The sequence below is a fragment of the Pantoea sp. SM3 genome (assembly GCF_000963995.1).
Classification (GTDB): domain Bacteria; phylum Pseudomonadota; class Gammaproteobacteria; order Enterobacterales; family Enterobacteriaceae; genus Pantoea; species Pantoea rwandensis_B.
The window spans coordinates 65,432-83,087 of the sequence record NZ_JZRD01000021.1; the positions used below are offsets into that span (position 1 = coordinate 65,432).

Consider the following 17,656-nt stretch of genomic DNA (forward strand, 5'->3'; position numbering starts at 1 on the left):
ATTAATGTTCTCCCATGACGTGCAGGAAGCGGGTCAACCGTTTCAATGCCATCAGTAACAGGATGGTCAGAATCAAACCGGCAATACTGAGTGCAGCGGCAAACGGGAAGTTCATTGACGAGAAACCAAGCTGATAAACCATGGTTGCCACGGTGCTGACTCGTCCGCCACCAATCAGCTGAGGCGTGGCGAAGGCGCTGAAGGTCCAGGCAAATGCCGTGGTCAGGCTGGCCACGATGCCCGGGATCGATAAGGGAATCGTCACCGTCAACAAAGTACGGACGGGGCCGGCACCAAGACTGGTCGCGGCTTTTTCATAGTCAGGATTGATATGTGACAGTGCCGTGGCCAGCATCAGAACCATAATCGGCATGGTGACGTGCACCAGCGCCACCACCACGCCGCTCTGGGTAAACATAAACTGAATCGGTTTTGAAATGACGCCAGTGGCCAGCAGCAGACTATTCAGGAAGCCACTGTTTCCCAACACGATAATCCACGAATAGGTCCGCACCACTTCACCAAGGAACAACGGCGTAATCGCTATGATCAAAATCGTCGATTTGATCCAAGTGGTGCGCGTGCGCACCAGCGCATAGGCCAGCGGATAACTCATCAACAAGCCAAAGATGGCAGTTTTGGCACTTAACATCACCGTGTTAATAAAAGCATCGGCGTAAATGCTTTTCAGCAGTCCGTTAAAGTTTGCCAGGGTAAATCCGCCCACGTCGAGCGAACCGGGAATATAAGCCCGCACGCTAAACTGCATCACCGCGAACATGGCGATAACCAGTCCGAGTGCTGTCAGTGTGGCGGGGATAATGAACCAGGGTAAAAATGTCGGTTTTCTCGTCATAGACGTTTCTGCCTGAATAAAGTGTTGCTTGTGGGCGACCCGGAGGCCGCCCGTGATGAATGAATCAATGAGACATGATGTTTTTAGAGAACCACTGGCGCCATTCGGCCGTTTTCTCGGCACGCAGTTGTGGATCGGTGTTGATGGTGGCATTCCACTGCGCAGGTGTGGTCAACATGCCAGGCAGTTTCGCCAGTTCCGGATCGATATGCGCGTTGGTCACCGTTGGGCTGCCGCGATAGATCTTCGCTACCTGCTCCTGAATTTCCGGTTTCAAGGCAATATTCATAAACTTGTAAGCCAGATCGGCGTGTTTGGTCCCTTTGTTGATGCCGACGGTATCCACACCCAAAATGGCACCCTCTTTCGGGATCGCCAGTTTGATGTTCACCCCTTCGGCCATCATGCTGTAGGCGTTCATGGACAGCATGACCTGCACAGGCGTTTCGCCGGTGGAGATCAACTGCTGGCTGTTGGCGTCATCGGTATAGAAGGATTTGATGTTCGGGATCAGTGCTTTCATCTTCGCTTCGCCCTGCTGCCAATGTGCGGCATCAGCACCTGAGAGCTTGGCGGAAACGGCAATGATATGGCTTGGATCCCAATCTGGCAGGGCCAGCGTGCCTTTCAGTTCGGGTTTCCACAGGTCATTCCAGCTGGTAAAAGTTTCACCTTTTGGTACCAGATCCGGGCGATAGCCAATGGTATACACGTAGCCCCACACCCCGAGGTGATACGGGCTGACCTTCGCCTGCTCAACCAGATTGACCGCGTTAGGAATTTTGCTCATATCGAGCTTTTCAAACAGGCCGCTATTGGCATACAGGTAGCCGACGTGCGCAGTGGTGAAGGTCACATCTGTCTCCGGTATGCCACCCGCCAGTTTGGCTTTGTTGAGACGGTCAATCGTACCGCCGGTCACAAACTGCACCTCAACGCCGGTTTCTTTGGTGAATTCTTTGGCGATGGTTTCATCAATCAGGTCTTTAAAGCTGCCGCCCCAGGTGCTGACAATCAGCTTGTCGGCGGCCATTGCATTACCTGCAGTTAATACACTCGTCGTCAGCAATGTTAAGGCACAAATCTTACGCAACATATTCTCGTCCCCAATGAATGAAATGGCTGTAACAGCAAGGTGAAACGCGATGCACCAAAACAGTGCTATCGGACTCTTCTGGTGTTGCTGGGATAATGCCGTTGCGATGGGATTCGGTAAAACAGCCTTTTCCTCGCCCTTGCATCAGGATTTCTGAGGCTAAAAAGGACGCTGCTTTACAACGGATTTTCTTAACCAGTGATGAGGCAGAAGCGAATGGGCGTGATGGTACGGTCAGGCGATCATGCTGTTAACCGGCCTCTGGCATGATTAATGCAGGGTAATCGGCACTATTAGAATGACTGGCGCGACACGATCGCGTCGGCGATCCCAGGAGAATCTGCATGCTCAGTCGCATCACCCAGCGCCAGCTGGAATACTTTGTCGCATCCGGTGAGGCCGGAAGCATTATTGGTGCCTCGGAACGTATTCACGTTTCATCACCGTCGATTTCCGCAGCAATTACACACATCGAATCTGAACTGGGGGTGCAGCTGTTTGTGCGTCACCATGCGCAGGGCGTCTCCCTAACCGCTATTGGTCATCAGGTGTTAAAAGAAGCCAAGCTGATTCTGGATCAGATGAACAACCTCTATACCATCGCCTCTGAGTCACTCAACAACGTACGCGGCCCGCTGCGCGTGGGCTGTCTGGATACGCTGGCACCGATGCTGACGCCGGAACTGGTGTTTGGCTTTGGTCGCGCCTTTCCTGGCGTACGTATCACCCTGGTCGAAGGCAACCACGAGCAATTGCTGAAGCAATTACGCTCGGCAGATATCGACATCGCCCTCACTTATGATTTAGTGCCCGCTAATGACGTGGCGTTTAAATCCCTGGCGCAGTTGCCGCCGTATGTGATGGTGGGCGAACATCATCCATTGGCGACACAATCGGCGGTGACCATTCAGGATCTGGCGACGATGCCGATGGTGCTGCTGGATATGCCCTGGAGCCGCGAATATTTTCTCGGCCTGTTCAGTGAAGCGGGCGTGGCGCCGAATGTGGTCATGCGTTCGAGCAACATGGAAGTGGTGCGCGCCATGGTGGCCAACGGCGTGGGATTTGGCATTGCCAACGTGCGCCCGAAGGCGCACCTCTCACAGGATGGTAAACGGCTGATCCGGGTGCGCCTTGCGGGAGTGAACAAGCCGATGCAGCTCGGCTATGCCACGATGGCCAACACCCAGCAATCGATGGTGGTGAACGCCTTTGCCGAACGCTGCCAGATGTTCATTTCCGATCAGTACATACCAGGCATGGCAGCACCGAGCTATTTCGACCCACAAGTGGTGCGCGTCGCCTGAAGACGCTTAGTATCCGCGATCCGGGAACACCTGATTGGAGACCGCTTCCCCGCGCGCGGCCCGCTGGATATTTTCAGCAACCTGTAACGCTGCGCTGGCGGGAATGGCGACCGAGGCCAGATGAGGGGTAATTAACACATTCTCCATACGCCACAGCGGATCTTCCGGCGGCAACGGTTCGCGGTCAAACACATCCAGCGTGGCTTCAGCGATATCTCCCGATTGCAGCGCACAGGTCAGCGCAGCCTGATCAACAATCGCGCCGCGTGACACATTAATAAAGGCCGCCCCCTTTGGCAGCTGCGCCAGCCGTTGTTGACTCAGTAAACCGGAAGTCTCTGGCGTGAGGGGCAGCATCACGACCAGAATGTCGCTTTGGCTGAGGAAGTCATTCAGTGAGGCCAACCCGCTGCTGCATTGAATGCCGTCAATGTTTTTTTGCGAGCGTGACCAGCCGCGTACAGTAAACCCCTGTCGTGCTAATTCCTGCGCCGCAAAGGCTCCTAACTCTCCCAAACCCATCACGCCAACCCGCACTCTTGAGGGCACCCGAGGGTGGAGATAGTGCCAGCGCTGCTCACGCTGCGCCCGTTCAAATACCGGAATATCGCGTGCATAGCGCAACACCGCAAACAGCACATAGCCGGCCATCATCCTGGCCATATCAGGATCGGACAGGCGGATAATCGGAATATACGGTAGATCATCGCGCCCCACCAGCGAATCGACACCGGCACCAAGATTCACCAACAGCTTAAGATTACCGTACGGGGCAAAGAAACCGTGTGGCGGTTTCCACGCCAGCGCGAAGTGCACGTCATTGACGTCCTGAACCTCCTCGGCACGACAAATTGTCACACCGGGCAGATGCGGCGCCAGTAATGCTGACCACTCGGAAAAACTGTCAAATTCGCTGTAAAACACCAATGTTGTCATGCCACATCCGCCTTGATGAGCGTGACGACCGCATCAATCGCCAGTTCATAGCCCAGCACACCGAGCCCCGCGATCACACCGGTTGCCGCTTTCGACACCATGGAGTGATGGCGGAACGGCTCGCGCTTCCAGATGTTACTCATGTGTGCCTCGATGATCGGGCCATCGAACATCAGCAGCGCATCCAGAATCGGCACGGAGCTGTAGGTCAAACCGGCTGCATTGATGATCAGCCCTGCGGCATTTTGTCGCGCTTCCTGAATCCAGTCGACCAGCACACCCTCATGGTTGCTCTGACGAAAGTGCAATACCACGCCATGTGACGCCGCGCGGCGCTGGCAGCGTTCACCGATGCTGACAAAACTCTCGCTTCCATAAGTGCCATTCTTGTCCAGGCCGTACAAATTGGCGTTGGGTCCATTCAGAAAATAGATTTGCTGTGACATGAAAACTCCTGATTAAACGTGCGGACGCGTTGCGAGCATCGCCGGATGAGCATCAAAATGCGCGAACCAGGCGGCAGTCAGCGGATAGCTATCACGCCAGTTAAGCGTCGCGAAACGGAAATCGAGATAGCCCAATGCACAGCCAATCGCGATCAGACCAATATCATCAGGCTGCTGGCTGAATTGCGAAACTTGTCGTTCGATTTCGCCCAGTGCAGCGGAGACTTTTTTCAACTGCGCGTCGGCCCAGTTCTGCCACTGTTTCTCTTCCGGGCGCGCGCTAAATTCATAGCGGGCCAATAAGGCGGCATCGATTAAGCCATCGCCCAATGACTGTCTTGTCAGACATTGCCAGCGTGCATCCCCGGTAGCGGGGAACAGCGTGCCTTGTGACAGCGCGTTCAGATATTCACAAATGACGCGGCTGTCATACAGACACAGCCCATGATGGGTTCGCAAGGCCGGTACTTTCGCCAGAGGATTAAACGCGGCGATCCGTTCATCCCGTTCGACAGGATGTGCCGCCGAATCCAGCCACGCGATCGCGTCGGCCAGACCCAATACCTGCGCACAGACCATAACTTTACGCACATACGCCGAGGTGCTGGCGTAAAAGAGTTGCATCATGACGCCACCTGCAGCAGAACTTTGCCAATGTTGGCGTTAGCTTCAAGAATGCGATGGGCGTCGGCGGCCTGCGCCAGCGGGAGCGTCGTATGAATGATCGGCACAATTTTTTCGCTCGCCAGCAAAGGCAGCAGATGCTTGCTGATACGTTGCGCCAGCCGCGCTTTTTCAGCGGCACTTTTAGGACGCAAGGTGGATGACGTCAGGCTTAACCCTTTGCGCATGACCATTTGCAAGTCGATCTCAACTTTCGCCCCTTGCATAAACGACAAGCTCACGTGGCGTCCGCCGGGGGCCAGGACGCTGAGGTTACGCGCCACGTAATCGCCGCCCACGTTATCCAGCACCACATCCACACCGCGGCCCTGGGTTTCATCCTCAATGACGGAAACAAAATCTTCGCCATGTCGGTCAATGGCACGGCAAACGCCAAGCTGTTGCAGTGCTGCGATTTTGTCGGCACCGCCTGCAGTCGCGAACACCTGAGCACCGCATGCCTGGGCGCATTGGATCGCAAAGGTGCCCACTCCGCTGGCTGCGCCATGGATCAATACCGTTTCACCCGGTTGCAGACGGCCCAGCTCAAACAGGTTATGCCAGACGGTAAATGCGGCTTCCGGCACGCCTGCTGCCTGACCCAGCGGCAGGGTATGTGGGACGTTCAGGCAGAGTTCGGCACGCGCGACACAATAGTCTGCATAGCCGCCGCCACTCAGTAACGCCATAACAGCGCTCCCGATAGCCGGGTATTCGACACCCGCGCCGAGGGCGGCCACGGTGCCTGAGACTTCCAGCCCGAGAATGTCAGTGGTGCCTGGCGGAAGCGGCATACCGTTACGTTGCATAATATCCGGGCGATTAACGCCGGCGCAGGTGACGCGAATTAATACTTCTCCAGCAGCCGGTTGCGGCACAGGACGGCTGACACAGGCCAACACGTCAGGGCCGCCGGGCTGGCGTGCTATCACAGCGTTCATCATTTCAGGTAACATCGATTATCCTTGCTTCGCCGCGCTAAACGCACAAACACCTTCATCATCAACGCTCACGCCCACCACACTGCCCACCGGCCAGCGTGTCAGGGAATCGAGTCCCGATTGGCGCGCAAATAACGCCGCGCTGCCCAATGCCGGCGCATCAAGATGCACATCCACATGGTCGCCCTGGAAGACATGGGTAATCACCGTGGCACTGAACAGGGAGTGCGGGCTTAGCGGGGCCAGTTGCAGGTTTTCTGGGCGCATGTAGACATCAAGGCGTTCCCCCACATGGGCATTCACACGCTCAGCCGGAAGACGCAATTTATTGCCGCCCAGCTCTATAACGGCGGTGCTATCGCGGCCAGCGTAGTGGCCTGGCAGGATATTCACATCGCCGACAAATCCCGCGACAAAAGGATCCTGCGGACGGCGATAGATGTCATCCGGGGTACCAATCTGGCGAACGTGTCCAGCAGACATCACGACGACTCGGTCACTCATGCTCAGCGCTTCGCCCTGATCGTGGGTGACAAATACCGTGGTGACGCCGAGTTTGCGCTGAATCGCTTTTAACTCGACCTGCATCGATAGACGCAGATTTTTATCCAGCGCGGAGAACGGCTCATCCAGCAGCAGCACTTTCGGGCGAATCACCAGCGCACGCGCCAGCGCGACACGCTGTTGCTGCCCACCAGAAAGTTCACGCGGCTTGCGCTGACCGTAGCCCGCCAGTTTAACCAGCGCTAATGCCTGTTCTACGCGTTCAGCGATTTCCGCTTTGGGCACACCGCGCATGCGCAAACCATAACCGACATTCTTCTCGACGGTCATGTGCGGGAACAGTGCGTAGTTCTGGAAAACAATACCGATTTCACGCTGATAAGGTGGGATCTCGGTGACCAGATCGCCATCAATAAAAATTTCACCGCCATCTGCTTCGGCGAAGCCTGCCATCAGGTTCAGCAGCGTGGTTTTACCGCAGCCTGATGGGCCGAGCAGCGTGATAAATTCACCTTCTTCGATGGTTAATGAAATTTTGTGTAGCGCAATGGCATCGCCAAAGCGTTTGAGTACGCCATCCAGTTGCACGGCAACGTTGGCTTTATTCGCGACAGGATGCAGCACGTCGGGCTGCGGGAACGAGGTGACTTCTGCACTGACCATGGACTCTCCAGAAACGGGCTAACTTTGCTTGTCACCAGCATACGGTGAATGCGCGCATCATGCGGTTAGTGCTTCCTGAAGCTGGTGTTTGGAAAAGTTAAAGCAGGGAAAGTATGCGCGCGCGGCTCTGGCGCCGCGCCCTTCAGTCAGGTGTGCGAATAACAAGAATCTGGACGAATTGACTGAAGGGGCGACTTAAAAGGGAATTACAATGAGTGACAACGTCACTCTAAAGACACATCCATTCCGCTAACCGCCGCAACATGGCATCGCAAGCGCTCAGCTGTTCAAGGCTGATAAATTCATCGGGTTTATGCCCTTGCGCCATACTGCCAGGACCGCAGATCACACTCGGGATACCAGCCTGATGGAATAAGCCGCCCTCTGTGCCAAAAGCCACCGTGCTAAAGCGATCGGAGCCGGTCAGGTGCGCAACCAAACGCGCGGCGGGACTGTGCACGTCAGTATATAAACCGGGATAACCACTTATAGGAGTGAAACGAACTGAAGTGTCGCGATTCACTGCCTGCATGCGAGGCAACAGGTCGTGCTGCGCGTAATGTTCCAGTTCATCTGCCACCTGCTGCGCATCATCTTTGGGTAAGGTGCGGACTTCAAAATCAAAACAACACTCTGCCGGCACAATGTTCAGCGCCCGCCCCCCCTGAATCACGCCGGTTTGCACCGTGGTGTAAGGCGGATCAAATCGCGCATCCTGATTTTCCGGGGCGGCCAGCCGCTCACCGATCTCGGTTAGACGATGAATCAATTTTGCCGCGTACTCGATAGCATTCACGCCTTGCGGTGCATATGCGGAGTGGCACGCCGCACCCTGCACTTCACATCGCATGCCCAGCTTGCCTTTGTGGCCTAAAACCGGTTGCAGCTCGGTGGGTTCGCCGATCAGGCAAATATCCGGCTTTTCCGGGCGCTGCGCTAAAGCCTCCAGTAAGGTTCGGACGCCGAGACAACCCACTTCTTCGTCATAAGAGATCGCCAAATGCAGCGGCTGAGTAAGAGGTTGTGCCAGAAAATGCGGCACGGCCGCCAGCATGCAGGCGATAAAGCCCTTCATATCCGCGGTGCCGCGCCCGTAGAGCTTGCCGTCACGCTCGGTCAGCGCAAAAGGCGGAACGCTCCATGTTTGCCCATCCACGGGTACCACATCGCTGTGCCCTGAGAGCATCACACCGCCCTTGCCAGCAGGACCAAGCCTGGCATAAAGATTGGCTTTACTGCGCTCAGCGTTATGAATCAGTTCGCAGTTCACACCCAGATCGGTCAGATAGCGCCAGACAAAATCGATCAGCGCCAGATTGGACTCCCGGCTGGTGGTATCAAATGCCACCAGCTGAGCCAGTAACGTACGGCTGGTCACCATAGAAGTTCCTTGCATCACTCGTCGCCCGGCACGCCATAGCTGGGGGCTTTTGTCGGATCCAACGCGCGGATCACGTAATCCTGCATTTGTGGCTGATAGGCCTGCCACAGTGTGCTGAGTTCATCGATGGGATCGGCCTCCGTCCAGTCAATGCGCAGGTCAACGATCGGCCAGACAGGTTCAGCCACAATCGACAGTGCTGCCGAGTGCACCGGCCCGGCTTCGCCTCCCGCCGTCATACCGGCCTGCATGGCACACAGAAGGCGATCGGCAAGGTGCCCCTCGCTGCGCTCAAAGGCGTTAACCATCTCAACGATCACCTCGGGATTGGCCAGTAAATTCCCTGCCGCCACGCAATCCACGCCACTCAGCATATGGTTTATGCCTAAGGTTTTATCTCCGCTAAAGCAGGCACTTTGCCCATCAGCCGCCAGCACGGTGATCTGGCGGTATTGATGATAATCATCCGACGCTAACCCGGCGGCTAATGCAGCCTGAGGAGACTGCCCCTGCTGCAGCTGATCCAGAATGCGTGGGCCCAGCGCCGGCAAGGTGATGTTTTGCGTGGAAACGGCGCCAACTTGCGTGCGCAGCCAAGGGCAGCGCGCGCCGACGGCAATACTGGATGAACTAATGGCGATACCCATCTGGCCGGTCTGGGTACAGCGTCCTACAATCGATAACGTCATGATCAGGCTCCTGCTTGTGGCTGCCAGTCGTCCGGGATCACGGCGATCACATCAATTTCCATTAGCCACTGCGGCTGACCCAGTCCTGAAATCACCAGCCCGGTTGAGATCGGATACACGCCCTTCAGCCATTTACCCACGACCTGATAAACCGGCTCGCGGTAACGTGGGTCAATAATATAGGTGGTGGTTTTGACGATGTGTGACAGATCGCTGCCCGCCTCTTCCAGCAGTTGCTTCACGTTTTTCATCGCCTGATCGGCCTGTGCCGCCGGATCGCCAAGCCCAATCAGATTGCCCTCGAAGTCAGTACCGATTTGACCGCGTACGTAAACGGTATTGCCGGCACGCACAGCCTGGCAAAGATCGTTGTCGAGGTTTTGATTAGGATACGTTTCTTTGGTGTTGAATTTGCGGATGCGTGTATGTGTGCTCATGTCTGCCTGCGAAGATGTGTGGATGTCCCGCAAGGTATACCGCGCGGCGCGCGGCAGACAAAACAGCATTAACCGAGGTGTTGGTTTTGAAAATCCTAATCCGGTGAATCAGATGCTATCTGCCACGAAAGGCAGATAGACTTTTATTCGCCCTGGCACGCATTCATCAACCATGACACCAGTTCCCCTGCAGGCATTTCTCGCGCCAGCGCCGCTCCCTGCCCAGCCCACTGCGCGCCATAGCCGTGGTGCTGTTTCGCCGCAGCGGCAGCAGCCAGCGCTTTGCCTAGCGAATAGGTCAACGGATAATCCGGCACATCACTGGCTGCGAAATCACGGCTGAAATCGCAGAAATCATTGCGTAAACAGCGCGCCTGACGACCAGAAATCGCAGCGGTAAGTTCGGTGCCGGTTGCACTGGCCTGCTTCATTGCCGCGCGATAAGCCGCGTTCGCTGCTGATTCCGGGCATAACACGAAGGCGGTGCCCAACTGCACACCGGTTGCGCCCAGTTGCAACATGGCAGCGATACCCGTGCTATCCATGATGCCCCCCGCTGCGATGAGTGGATGCGCAGTGTGCTGGCGGATTGCCTGCACCAGCGTGAACGTCGACATTTGATGGTCGAAAGCCTCAGGATCAAAATGCCCGCGATGCCCGCCTGCCTCAATCCCCTGTGCCACGATGAAATCAATGCCGCTGCGCGCGATAGTCAAGGCTTCCGCCACACTGGTCGCCGTGGCCAGTAAGACGATCCCTCGCGCCTTGAGTCGCTGAATGGTTGCCGCTGAAGGGAGACCAAAATGAAAGCTCACCGCTGCCGGTGCCGACTGCTCAATGACGCTGAGCATCGCGTCATTATTCAGGAAGGTTTGATAGATCTCGGTGAGCGCCTCAGGTATCGCGGCGTCATAACGCGCAAACAACGGCGCAAAGCGATCGATCCACGCCTGCTCACGCGCAACATTCCCTTCAGCGGGTGCATGGCAAAACAGATTAACGTTGATAGGGCCATGGGTGAGCGCCTGGGTTTGCGCGATCATCACTGCCGCCTGTTCGGGAGTGGATGCCCCCACGCCGATTGAACCGAGCGCACCGGCATTGGTGACGGCAGCAGCCATTTCAGGTGTGGAGACGCCCGCCATCGGCGCCTGAATAAGCGGGTATTGCAACTGAAGCGCCTGACACAGAGCGTTAATCGTATTGTTATTCATCGTTACTCCTTTAATGATTCAGCCTTAAGCAGCACCAGGACGACGGAGCATTTGCTAAACATGATTTATCTGATTGCGCAGTCATACGCAGGCAATCAACAAAAGCCGCGAACGGCAGGAGCGTAAAGCGGTTCAGCAAGACGAAACCGACCGACAGCGGCGTCGCCTGTTCATTGGGTTTATGGCGGGAAATCATGGCAATGTCCTTAATCCATTACTGCGATGCCGCTGCAAATGCACCTGGCGTGATGCCAAAATGGGCGCGGAACTTCTTGATGAAGTGGCTTTGGTCAAAGAAGCCCACTTCACTGGCAGTGTGCGCGGCATCGAAGCCTTGTGACAACAGTCGTTTTGCCCGCATCAGGCGAATCTGCGTGAGGTATTGATGCACCGATAAGCCGGTCAGCTTCTGGAAGGTGCGCATAAAATGGTATTCGCTTAACCCGGCAACGGTAGCGATTTCACTGACCGCCAGCGGCTGATGGTAATCACTGTGCAGGAAATCGATCGCCTGCCGAATGTCGGCACGTAACGCGTGCCGCTCGCCGCCCTTGAGCGTGCGTTCGCCGTGTTGACGGATCAGCGAGCTCAGCACCTGAAACAACGCACACTCTTTTTCCACAGCGTCCGGACTTTCTTGCATCACGGAGGAAGCTTGCAGCATCTGCTGCGCCAGCAGCGGATCATAACGCATCCCTTCCGCACCAAAATTGAGTTCGCCTTTGCCCGCGATCTGTGACTCCGCAATCTCATTGACCATAGCGGCTGAAGGATAGAATGCGCAGTAATCCCAGCCTTCCTCACGCTGCACCGCTTCTCCGGTGTGCACTTCTCCAGGCAGAATCACCATCACCGTGCCAGCGGCGGCAATGCCCTGTTGACGGCAAATGCGGGTACGTTGTGCCCCTCGGGCAAATGCCGCAATCACAAATTCATTATGAAAATGTGGCGGATAACTGTGCTCGTAACAACGCGCACGCAGGATTTCCATACCGCCGTGCATCGCACGGTCACGCCACAATTTGATGTCATCACGTTTTTCCTGCATCACAAATCCTTCGCTGATGTACTCCGGGAGCAGGATTTTACTATAGCCTTGAAGAGAGTGGCTTAAAATGGGTGCATCTGTTGAGAAGGTTTTGGAAAATTGTTATGTCGTCGAATAGTCAGACCCTGCCGAAACACAGCGATCCGCTGAGTTTTCGCGCGGGTTTTATCGCCTGTTTACCTACCGTGCCAGGTTATCTGAGTATCGGTTTTGCTGCGGGTGCCATTGGTACGCTGGCCGGTTTTACCGTATTACAAACTGCGCTGCTGGCCACGCTACTTTACACCGGATCGGCGCAGTTCTTATTTTATTCGCTGTGGGCAGCGGGGGCAGAAATGACCTCGGTGGTGTTGAGCGTCATGCTGGTTAACCTGCGTTATTTGTTGATGAGTTCGGCGATTAGCGTGTTTTTCCGGGGCCAAAGCGGTTGGCAAAAAGTCGTCAGCGGCCTGCTGCTCACCGATGAAACCTTCGGTGTCGCAGTACAGCACGGCAGTCAACACGGCAAAATCGCCTTCGCCTGGATGTTCGGTCTCAACCTGCCCGCCTGGCTGAACTGGATTATTGCCTGTGTGATTGGCGCTTATGCCGCTTCTGCCGTCCCCGAATCACTGATGGCTGGGTTAAGTTTCAGTCTGGTTTCGATGTTCATTGGACTAATTTTAATGACGTGGTTCGCCAGTCGCCGTAAATGGCTGGAGACGCTGGCGATTGTGGTCGCCGTGCTGGTGACCTTTTTCTCTGCGGGACATCTCGATCTCAGCGTGGTCGTCATCATCGCCGCCTCGATTGCCGCAAGTTTAGCCACGCTGCTGTTACGTATGCAGCACAAGGAAGGAAACTGATATGGAACGGAATGTCCTGATGACCATTGTGGTCGCCGCGTTGATTACGGCCGTGATGCGTGTCGCCCCGATTCTGCTGCTTTCCCGCTTCCGACTCGCTCCGCTGGCGCAACAGTGGCTGAGTTTTATTCCGGCGGGCATCATGGCGGCCATTGTCACGGCCGAATTAATCGAAAAACCGGCATTAACGACTTCTGGCTTGAGTTTATCATTACTGGCGGCGCTGATTGCGGCGATCACCGGCATTGTCACGCGCGGTTTGTTTGCCACCGTCCTGGCAGGCATGGTGGCGTATACTGCACTGCGTTATGGTTTTGGTTTATAACGTGAAACAATGGGTGCGGAATGCATTCCGCACCGTGATATCAACCCACCTCTGGTGCAGGTGCCCGTTTACCCTTCAACATATTTCTCAACGCCGGTTCGAGATATTTGGTGATAAACCAGGCCAAATAATAGAGTCCTGCGGCGACCACAATCGGCATCAGCAGCATGACTGTTTCACTTCTGATATGCACATTCATTTTAATCAGTATGGCAATCATGAGGTTTTCATGTATCAGATAGTAAGCGTAACTGGCAAAACCTATTGCAGTGAAAAATCGAACGGATAACAAACGTTCCAGTTGTTTTGAATAAAAACTGGCAATAAAGAAAAGCATGACCAGCAGTAAGGGAATGACCGTTAAGGCACCCGCATTTTTAACGTAGTAGCTGAAGTTAATGAGCATCGCGACAACCACAACCGCATAATGAAAGCCTTTGTCACGGCCATGCATTCTTTCATACACCAGACAACCGATCATAAACCACGCGTAGTGGATAAAACCAAATTTAGCGATAACATCGATAAAAATGGGATGGCCTAACGATTTTAATACCGACGAAGCCGATAACAGCAGCATGGGCACCAGCAAGCCCGGCAAGCAATATTTCCGTCCCAGAGTAAAATAGATGGCGCCAATGATCAGATAGAATACGGCTTCCACGTACAGCGACCAAAATGAGCCAGCCATCGATTTAAATTCAATACCGGTTATTTGTGTCAGCGTTTCAGGATTGGTGAAGATCAGCCCAGGCAGCAGATTCCTGACATAAGGCGTCATCACAGACCACTCAGGGAAAAGTCCGCCCACAGCATAAAGTAATAAACTGGCAATCAACATGGCAGGAAACAGTCGTAGCCAGCGTTTTTTTAGGAAACTGATATAGCCGTCTGACTTATCCAGCGTCATAAAAATGACAAAGCCAGACATCATGAAAAATAACTCTACACCAAGCCAGCCGAATGAAAATACAGGAATATGTTGTGTAAGGTTGGTATAGGGCAAGAGTTCTGGCCAGCGTGCATAGGCGTGGTAACCAATGACCATTAAGATGGCTAAACCACGCATTCCGTCAAGATGCTTGATGCGTGCGTGCATAATTCCCTCAGGAAAGATGTCCGGATGTGTAAACTCAACTTAGCACTGACAGTTCTTTACTCATAATAAGACTTAGTCTGATTAAAGTCATACGCTGAACGCATTTAACTAATAGAATATATAATTAAACCTCACTTTAAATTGGACTTTCCAATTCAAAATCGAATGCTATTAAATGCACTAAATACAATCCCTCCCCTTTTTAACGCCTCTGATTTTGGATGTTAATATACCAACGATTAGCAAAGGCATTGTGGCTTGATAACGGATTTCAAGTAGTGCCGTTAATGAATGCTTGATAAGGACTTCCAGAGTATCGCGCGGTTTTCCCAGCAGCACGCACCTTGATAAGGAGCAGGCTGCGGCCCCAGACGGCGTGAACACCTGCCCCGGCAGCCTGCATCAACATTGACGCAGCCAAAACGCCGTCAGTCCGCGTCAACACCTGCGACACCAACCTGGGTCATTCAAACAATGTTTTCACTGGCATAAGGCCCGGGGCCGATGGATTCTCGCATCACCACTTCACCAGAAAAGCGCTGGCGATTGCGCATTTCGCCCCCGTCGAGCATGGAGACCAGTCGTGAGAGCGTTTCCTGAATCATATCCGTTACCGGCATTTTCACGCTGGAGAGCGACGGAACGGTAAACGGGGCCAGTGGAATATCATCAAATCCCAGCACGGATACCTGTGCCGGAACCGCAATGTTGTGTGAGGCCAGTGCTTTTAACGCCCCGACGGCCATATCGTCATTACTGGCCACCAACGCGCTAAAGCGACTGCCCTGTTTCAACAACGTGTCCACCGCCGCCACGCCGTTTTGCGCCTGCCACTTCCCTTCAATAATTAACGCTTGCTGCACGGGAATCTGATGTTTTGCCAGCGCCGAGTGGTAACCCGCCAGGCGCTCCCGTCCGGTGGGTGAATCGAGCGAACCGGTGATAAAGGCAATGTCACGATGACCCCGTTTGATTAACGCTTCCACAGCGTCGGCACTGCTGCGCTGTTGGTCGGCGTAAATGCAGTAACTGTCGTGTTGCCGCAGACGGCGATTGATCACCAAAATCGGATGCGGGTGCTGATCAATGATGGCGTCCATTTCATCGGGAGTGAGAAAGCGCGGATAGATGATGACGCCATCACAGCGCAAATCGAGCAGAAATTGGATGGCGGCGCGTTCTTCTTCCGCGCTGTGTTTGCCATCCACCAACAGCAACTGCCGCCCTTGCTGCTCCATCAATCGGGCGGAATGCTGCATCAGCTCGGTAAAATAGCTGCCGGAATAGAGGGTGTTAGTGATCACCAGGCCAATAGTCTGGCTCGACTTCGTTGCCAGGTTTCGCGCCAGTAAATTGGGGCGAAAGCCGGTTTCCGCGATGGCCTGAAACACCTTCTCGCGCTTCTCTTCACTGACATAACCCTTGCCAGAGAGCACACGTGACACCGTGGCTTTTGAAACACCTGCGACCTTTGCCACCTCAACTATGGTTGCCATTTTTCACTCTGATTTACGCTTGTATCGCTGAAGTGTAACTAAGTCGCGAATTATGCGGAGATTTTTTTCACAGTATCGAGCGCATGTCTCTCACCACATAATCGATCAACATCACACTTTCAAATATCTAAATTTAAAATTCTTGCCTGCCATTGATTTCATATTCATGATTTTGTGAAACCGGTTTCTCATGACTCGCTAATGATAAGCGGGCGATCGTACCCCTACTCAAAAAAATCAGAGACCTACAACTCATGGCTAAAAATTATGCTGACGTTTCACGCGCCATCGTGGCTTCGCTCGGCGGCTTAACCAATATTGAAGCTGTCACGCACTGCATGACGCGCCTGCGCTTCATTTTGCGGGACACTGCCCTGATCGATAACGCTACGCTGAAAACGATTCCGGGCGTGATGGGCGTGGTGCATACCGACACCCAATGCCAGGTGATCATTGGCAATAACGTTAATCTCGCGTATCAGGAAGTGCTTAAACTCGGCACACCCAATAGCGACAACAGCGCCCCGATAAAACGAAAAATCACCCTGCGCACGATTGGCGCAGGCATTCTCGATGCGCTGGTGGGCACCATGTCGCCACTGATCCCCGCGATCATCGGGGGATCGATGGTGAAACTGCTGGCAATGGTGCTGGAGATGAGCGGTGTACTGGAGAAAGGTTCGTCTACGCTGGTGATCCTGAATGTCATCGGTGACGGCGCCTTTTTCTTCCTGCCGGTAATGGTGGCGGCCTCGGCAGCCCTGAAATTTAAAACCAATATGTCATTGGCCATTGCGATTGCGGGCGTGCTGGTTCATCCCAACTTCATTGATTTAATGGCCAAAGCGGCGCAAGGCCAGGCCGTTGAGTTTGCCTACATCCCGGTGACGGCGGTGAAATACACCTACACCGTCATCCCGGCGTTGGTGATGACGTGGATCCTGTCGCATATCGAATATTGGGTCGAACGCTTTACCCCTGCGGTCACCAAAAACTTCCTCAAACCGATGCTGATTGTGTTGATTGCCGCACCGATTGCCATTGTGCTGATTGGTCCACTCGGCATCTGGATTGGTAGCGGCATTTCAGCCCTGGTTTACACCATTCATGGCTATCTGGGCTGGTTGTCTGTGGCGATCATGGGTGCGCTGTGGCCGCTGCTGGTGATGACGGGCATGCACCGCGTCTTCACCCCCACCATCATTCAGACCATTGCGGAAACCGGCAAAGAAGGCATGGTGATGCCCTCTGAAATCGGCGCCAATCTGTCACTTGGCGGCTCATCGCTGGCGGTAGCCTTTAAAACTAAAAACCCGGAACTGCGTCAGACCGCTTTTGCTGCCGCTGCCTCGGCGATTGTGGCCGGAATTTCGGAACCTGCTTTGTATGGTGTGGCGGTGCGGCTTAAGCGACCGCTGATTGCCAGCCTGATCAGCGGATTTATCTGTGGCGCGGTAGCCGGTATCGGCGGGCTGGCCAGTCACTCCATGGCCTCACCCGGCTTGTTTACCAGCGTACAGTTTTTTGATCCGGCCAACCCGATGAGCATTGTGTGGGTGGGTGGCGTCATGGTGTTGTCGGTAGTGCTTTCATTTGTTTTGACGCTGATTCTTGGCTTTGAAGATATTCCGGTGAGTGAAACAGCGCAGCCTAAACCGGTTGCGGATCCTGCTAAAGCCATCAATGTGAATTGATTAACTGAGGTTTTTT

Annotated in this window: 19 protein-coding genes; 4 read left to right on the plus strand and 15 right to left on the minus strand. The window is 54.4% G+C overall.

Annotated elements, in window-relative coordinates; genetic code table 11:
- Position 1 precedes the first annotated feature (1 nt).
- Positions 2 to 856 carry an ABC transporter permease gene (locus tag VI01_RS13530; protein ID WP_045815578.1) on the minus strand — a complete coding sequence of 285 codons (855 nt, stop codon included), beginning with the start codon at positions 854 to 856 and terminating at the stop codon, positions 2 to 4.
- Positions 857 to 920: 64 nt separating this feature from the next.
- Positions 921 to 1,952, minus strand: a complete 1,032-nt coding sequence (locus VI01_RS13535) for a polyamine ABC transporter substrate-binding protein (protein ID WP_045815579.1) — start codon at positions 1,950 to 1,952, stop codon at positions 921 to 923.
- Between the two features lie 344 nt (positions 1,953 to 2,296).
- Between VI01_RS13535 and VI01_RS13540 the strand changes: the two genes are divergently transcribed.
- On the plus strand, positions 2,297 to 3,259 hold the full coding sequence (locus VI01_RS13540; protein WP_045815580.1) for a LysR family transcriptional regulator: 963 nt from the start codon (positions 2,297 to 2,299) through the stop codon (positions 3,257 to 3,259).
- Between the two features lie 6 nt (positions 3,260 to 3,265).
- Here VI01_RS13540 and VI01_RS13545 read toward each other — a convergent pair whose 3' ends face one another.
- The 11 genes from VI01_RS13545 to VI01_RS13590 form a co-directional block, all read right to left on the minus strand.
- Complete coding sequence (locus VI01_RS13545) at positions 3,266 to 4,195, minus strand: glyoxylate/hydroxypyruvate reductase A (protein ID WP_045815581.1); 930 nt, start codon at positions 4,193 to 4,195, stop codon at positions 3,266 to 3,268.
- On the minus strand, positions 4,192 to 4,641 hold the full coding sequence (locus tag VI01_RS13550) for a type II 3-dehydroquinate dehydratase (RefSeq protein ID WP_045815582.1): 450 nt from the start codon (positions 4,639 to 4,641) through the stop codon (positions 4,192 to 4,194). Before VI01_RS13550 ends, VI01_RS13545 begins: the two co-directional genes overlap by 4 nt.
- 12 nt (positions 4,642 to 4,653) lie before the next feature.
- Positions 4,654 to 5,268, minus strand: coding sequence for a glutathione S-transferase N-terminal domain-containing protein (locus tag VI01_RS13555; protein WP_045815583.1), 615 nt, complete (start codon positions 5,266 to 5,268; stop codon positions 4,654 to 4,656).
- Positions 5,265 to 6,260 (minus strand): NAD(P)H-quinone oxidoreductase, encoded by a 996-nt coding sequence (locus VI01_RS13560; protein WP_045815584.1) that lies wholly within the window; start codon positions 6,258 to 6,260, stop codon positions 5,265 to 5,267. Before VI01_RS13560 ends, VI01_RS13555 begins: the two co-directional genes overlap by 4 nt.
- Before the next feature lie 3 nt (positions 6,261 to 6,263).
- Positions 6,264 to 7,412: an ABC transporter ATP-binding protein gene (locus VI01_RS13565; protein ID WP_045815585.1), complete on the minus strand. Its 1,149-nt coding sequence runs from the start codon at positions 7,410 to 7,412 to the stop codon at positions 6,264 to 6,266.
- A 229-nt stretch (positions 7,413 to 7,641) separates the two neighbouring features.
- Positions 7,642 to 8,793 (minus strand): acetylornithine deacetylase, encoded by a 1,152-nt coding sequence (gene argE, locus VI01_RS13570; RefSeq protein ID WP_156149363.1) that lies wholly within the window; start codon positions 8,791 to 8,793, stop codon positions 7,642 to 7,644.
- Between the two features lie 14 nt (positions 8,794 to 8,807).
- Positions 8,808 to 9,482: a DUF1028 domain-containing protein gene (locus VI01_RS13575; RefSeq protein WP_045815587.1), complete on the minus strand. Its 675-nt coding sequence runs from the start codon at positions 9,480 to 9,482 to the stop codon at positions 8,808 to 8,810.
- A gap of 2 nt (positions 9,483 to 9,484) precedes the next feature.
- Complete coding sequence (locus VI01_RS13580) at positions 9,485 to 9,919, minus strand: RidA family protein (RefSeq protein ID WP_045815588.1); 435 nt, start codon at positions 9,917 to 9,919, stop codon at positions 9,485 to 9,487.
- 143 nt (positions 9,920 to 10,062) lie between these two features.
- Entirely contained in the window at positions 10,063 to 11,133 is a 1,071-nt protein-coding gene (locus tag VI01_RS13585) for a nitronate monooxygenase family protein (protein ID WP_045815589.1), read from the minus strand.
- Between the two features lie 10 nt (positions 11,134 to 11,143).
- Complete coding sequence (locus VI01_RS24960) at positions 11,144 to 11,329, minus strand: hypothetical protein (protein WP_075564106.1); 186 nt, start codon at positions 11,327 to 11,329, stop codon at positions 11,144 to 11,146.
- A gap of 18 nt (positions 11,330 to 11,347) precedes the next feature.
- Positions 11,348 to 12,181 (minus strand): AraC family transcriptional regulator, encoded by an 834-nt coding sequence (locus VI01_RS13590; protein WP_045815590.1) that lies wholly within the window; start codon positions 12,179 to 12,181, stop codon positions 11,348 to 11,350.
- A gap of 104 nt (positions 12,182 to 12,285) precedes the next feature.
- Between VI01_RS13590 and VI01_RS13595 the strand changes: the two genes are divergently transcribed.
- Complete coding sequence (locus tag VI01_RS13595; protein ID WP_045815591.1) at positions 12,286 to 13,026, plus strand: AzlC family ABC transporter permease; 741 nt, start codon at positions 12,286 to 12,288, stop codon at positions 13,024 to 13,026.
- Position 13,027: 1 nt separating this feature from the next.
- Positions 13,028 to 13,351 (plus strand): AzlD domain-containing protein, encoded by a 324-nt coding sequence (locus VI01_RS13600; RefSeq protein ID WP_045815592.1) that lies wholly within the window; start codon positions 13,028 to 13,030, stop codon positions 13,349 to 13,351.
- Positions 13,352 to 13,391: 40 nt separating this feature from the next.
- Here VI01_RS13600 and VI01_RS13605 read toward each other — a convergent pair whose 3' ends face one another.
- Positions 13,392 to 14,450 carry an acyltransferase gene (locus tag VI01_RS13605; RefSeq protein WP_045815593.1) on the minus strand — a complete coding sequence of 353 codons (1,059 nt, stop codon included), beginning with the start codon at positions 14,448 to 14,450 and terminating at the stop codon, positions 13,392 to 13,394.
- Positions 14,451 to 14,917: 467 nt separating this feature from the next.
- Positions 14,918 to 15,946, minus strand: coding sequence for a LacI family DNA-binding transcriptional regulator (locus VI01_RS13610; protein WP_045815594.1), 1,029 nt, complete (start codon positions 15,944 to 15,946; stop codon positions 14,918 to 14,920).
- A gap of 254 nt (positions 15,947 to 16,200) precedes the next feature.
- Here VI01_RS13610 and ascF point away from each other — a divergent pair, with 254 nt between their 5' ends.
- Positions 16,201 to 17,640, plus strand: coding sequence for a PTS cellobiose/arbutin/salicin transporter subunit IIBC (ascF, locus tag VI01_RS13615; protein ID WP_045815595.1), 1,440 nt, complete (start codon positions 16,201 to 16,203; stop codon positions 17,638 to 17,640).
- Positions 17,641 to 17,656: the final 16 nt, after the last annotated feature.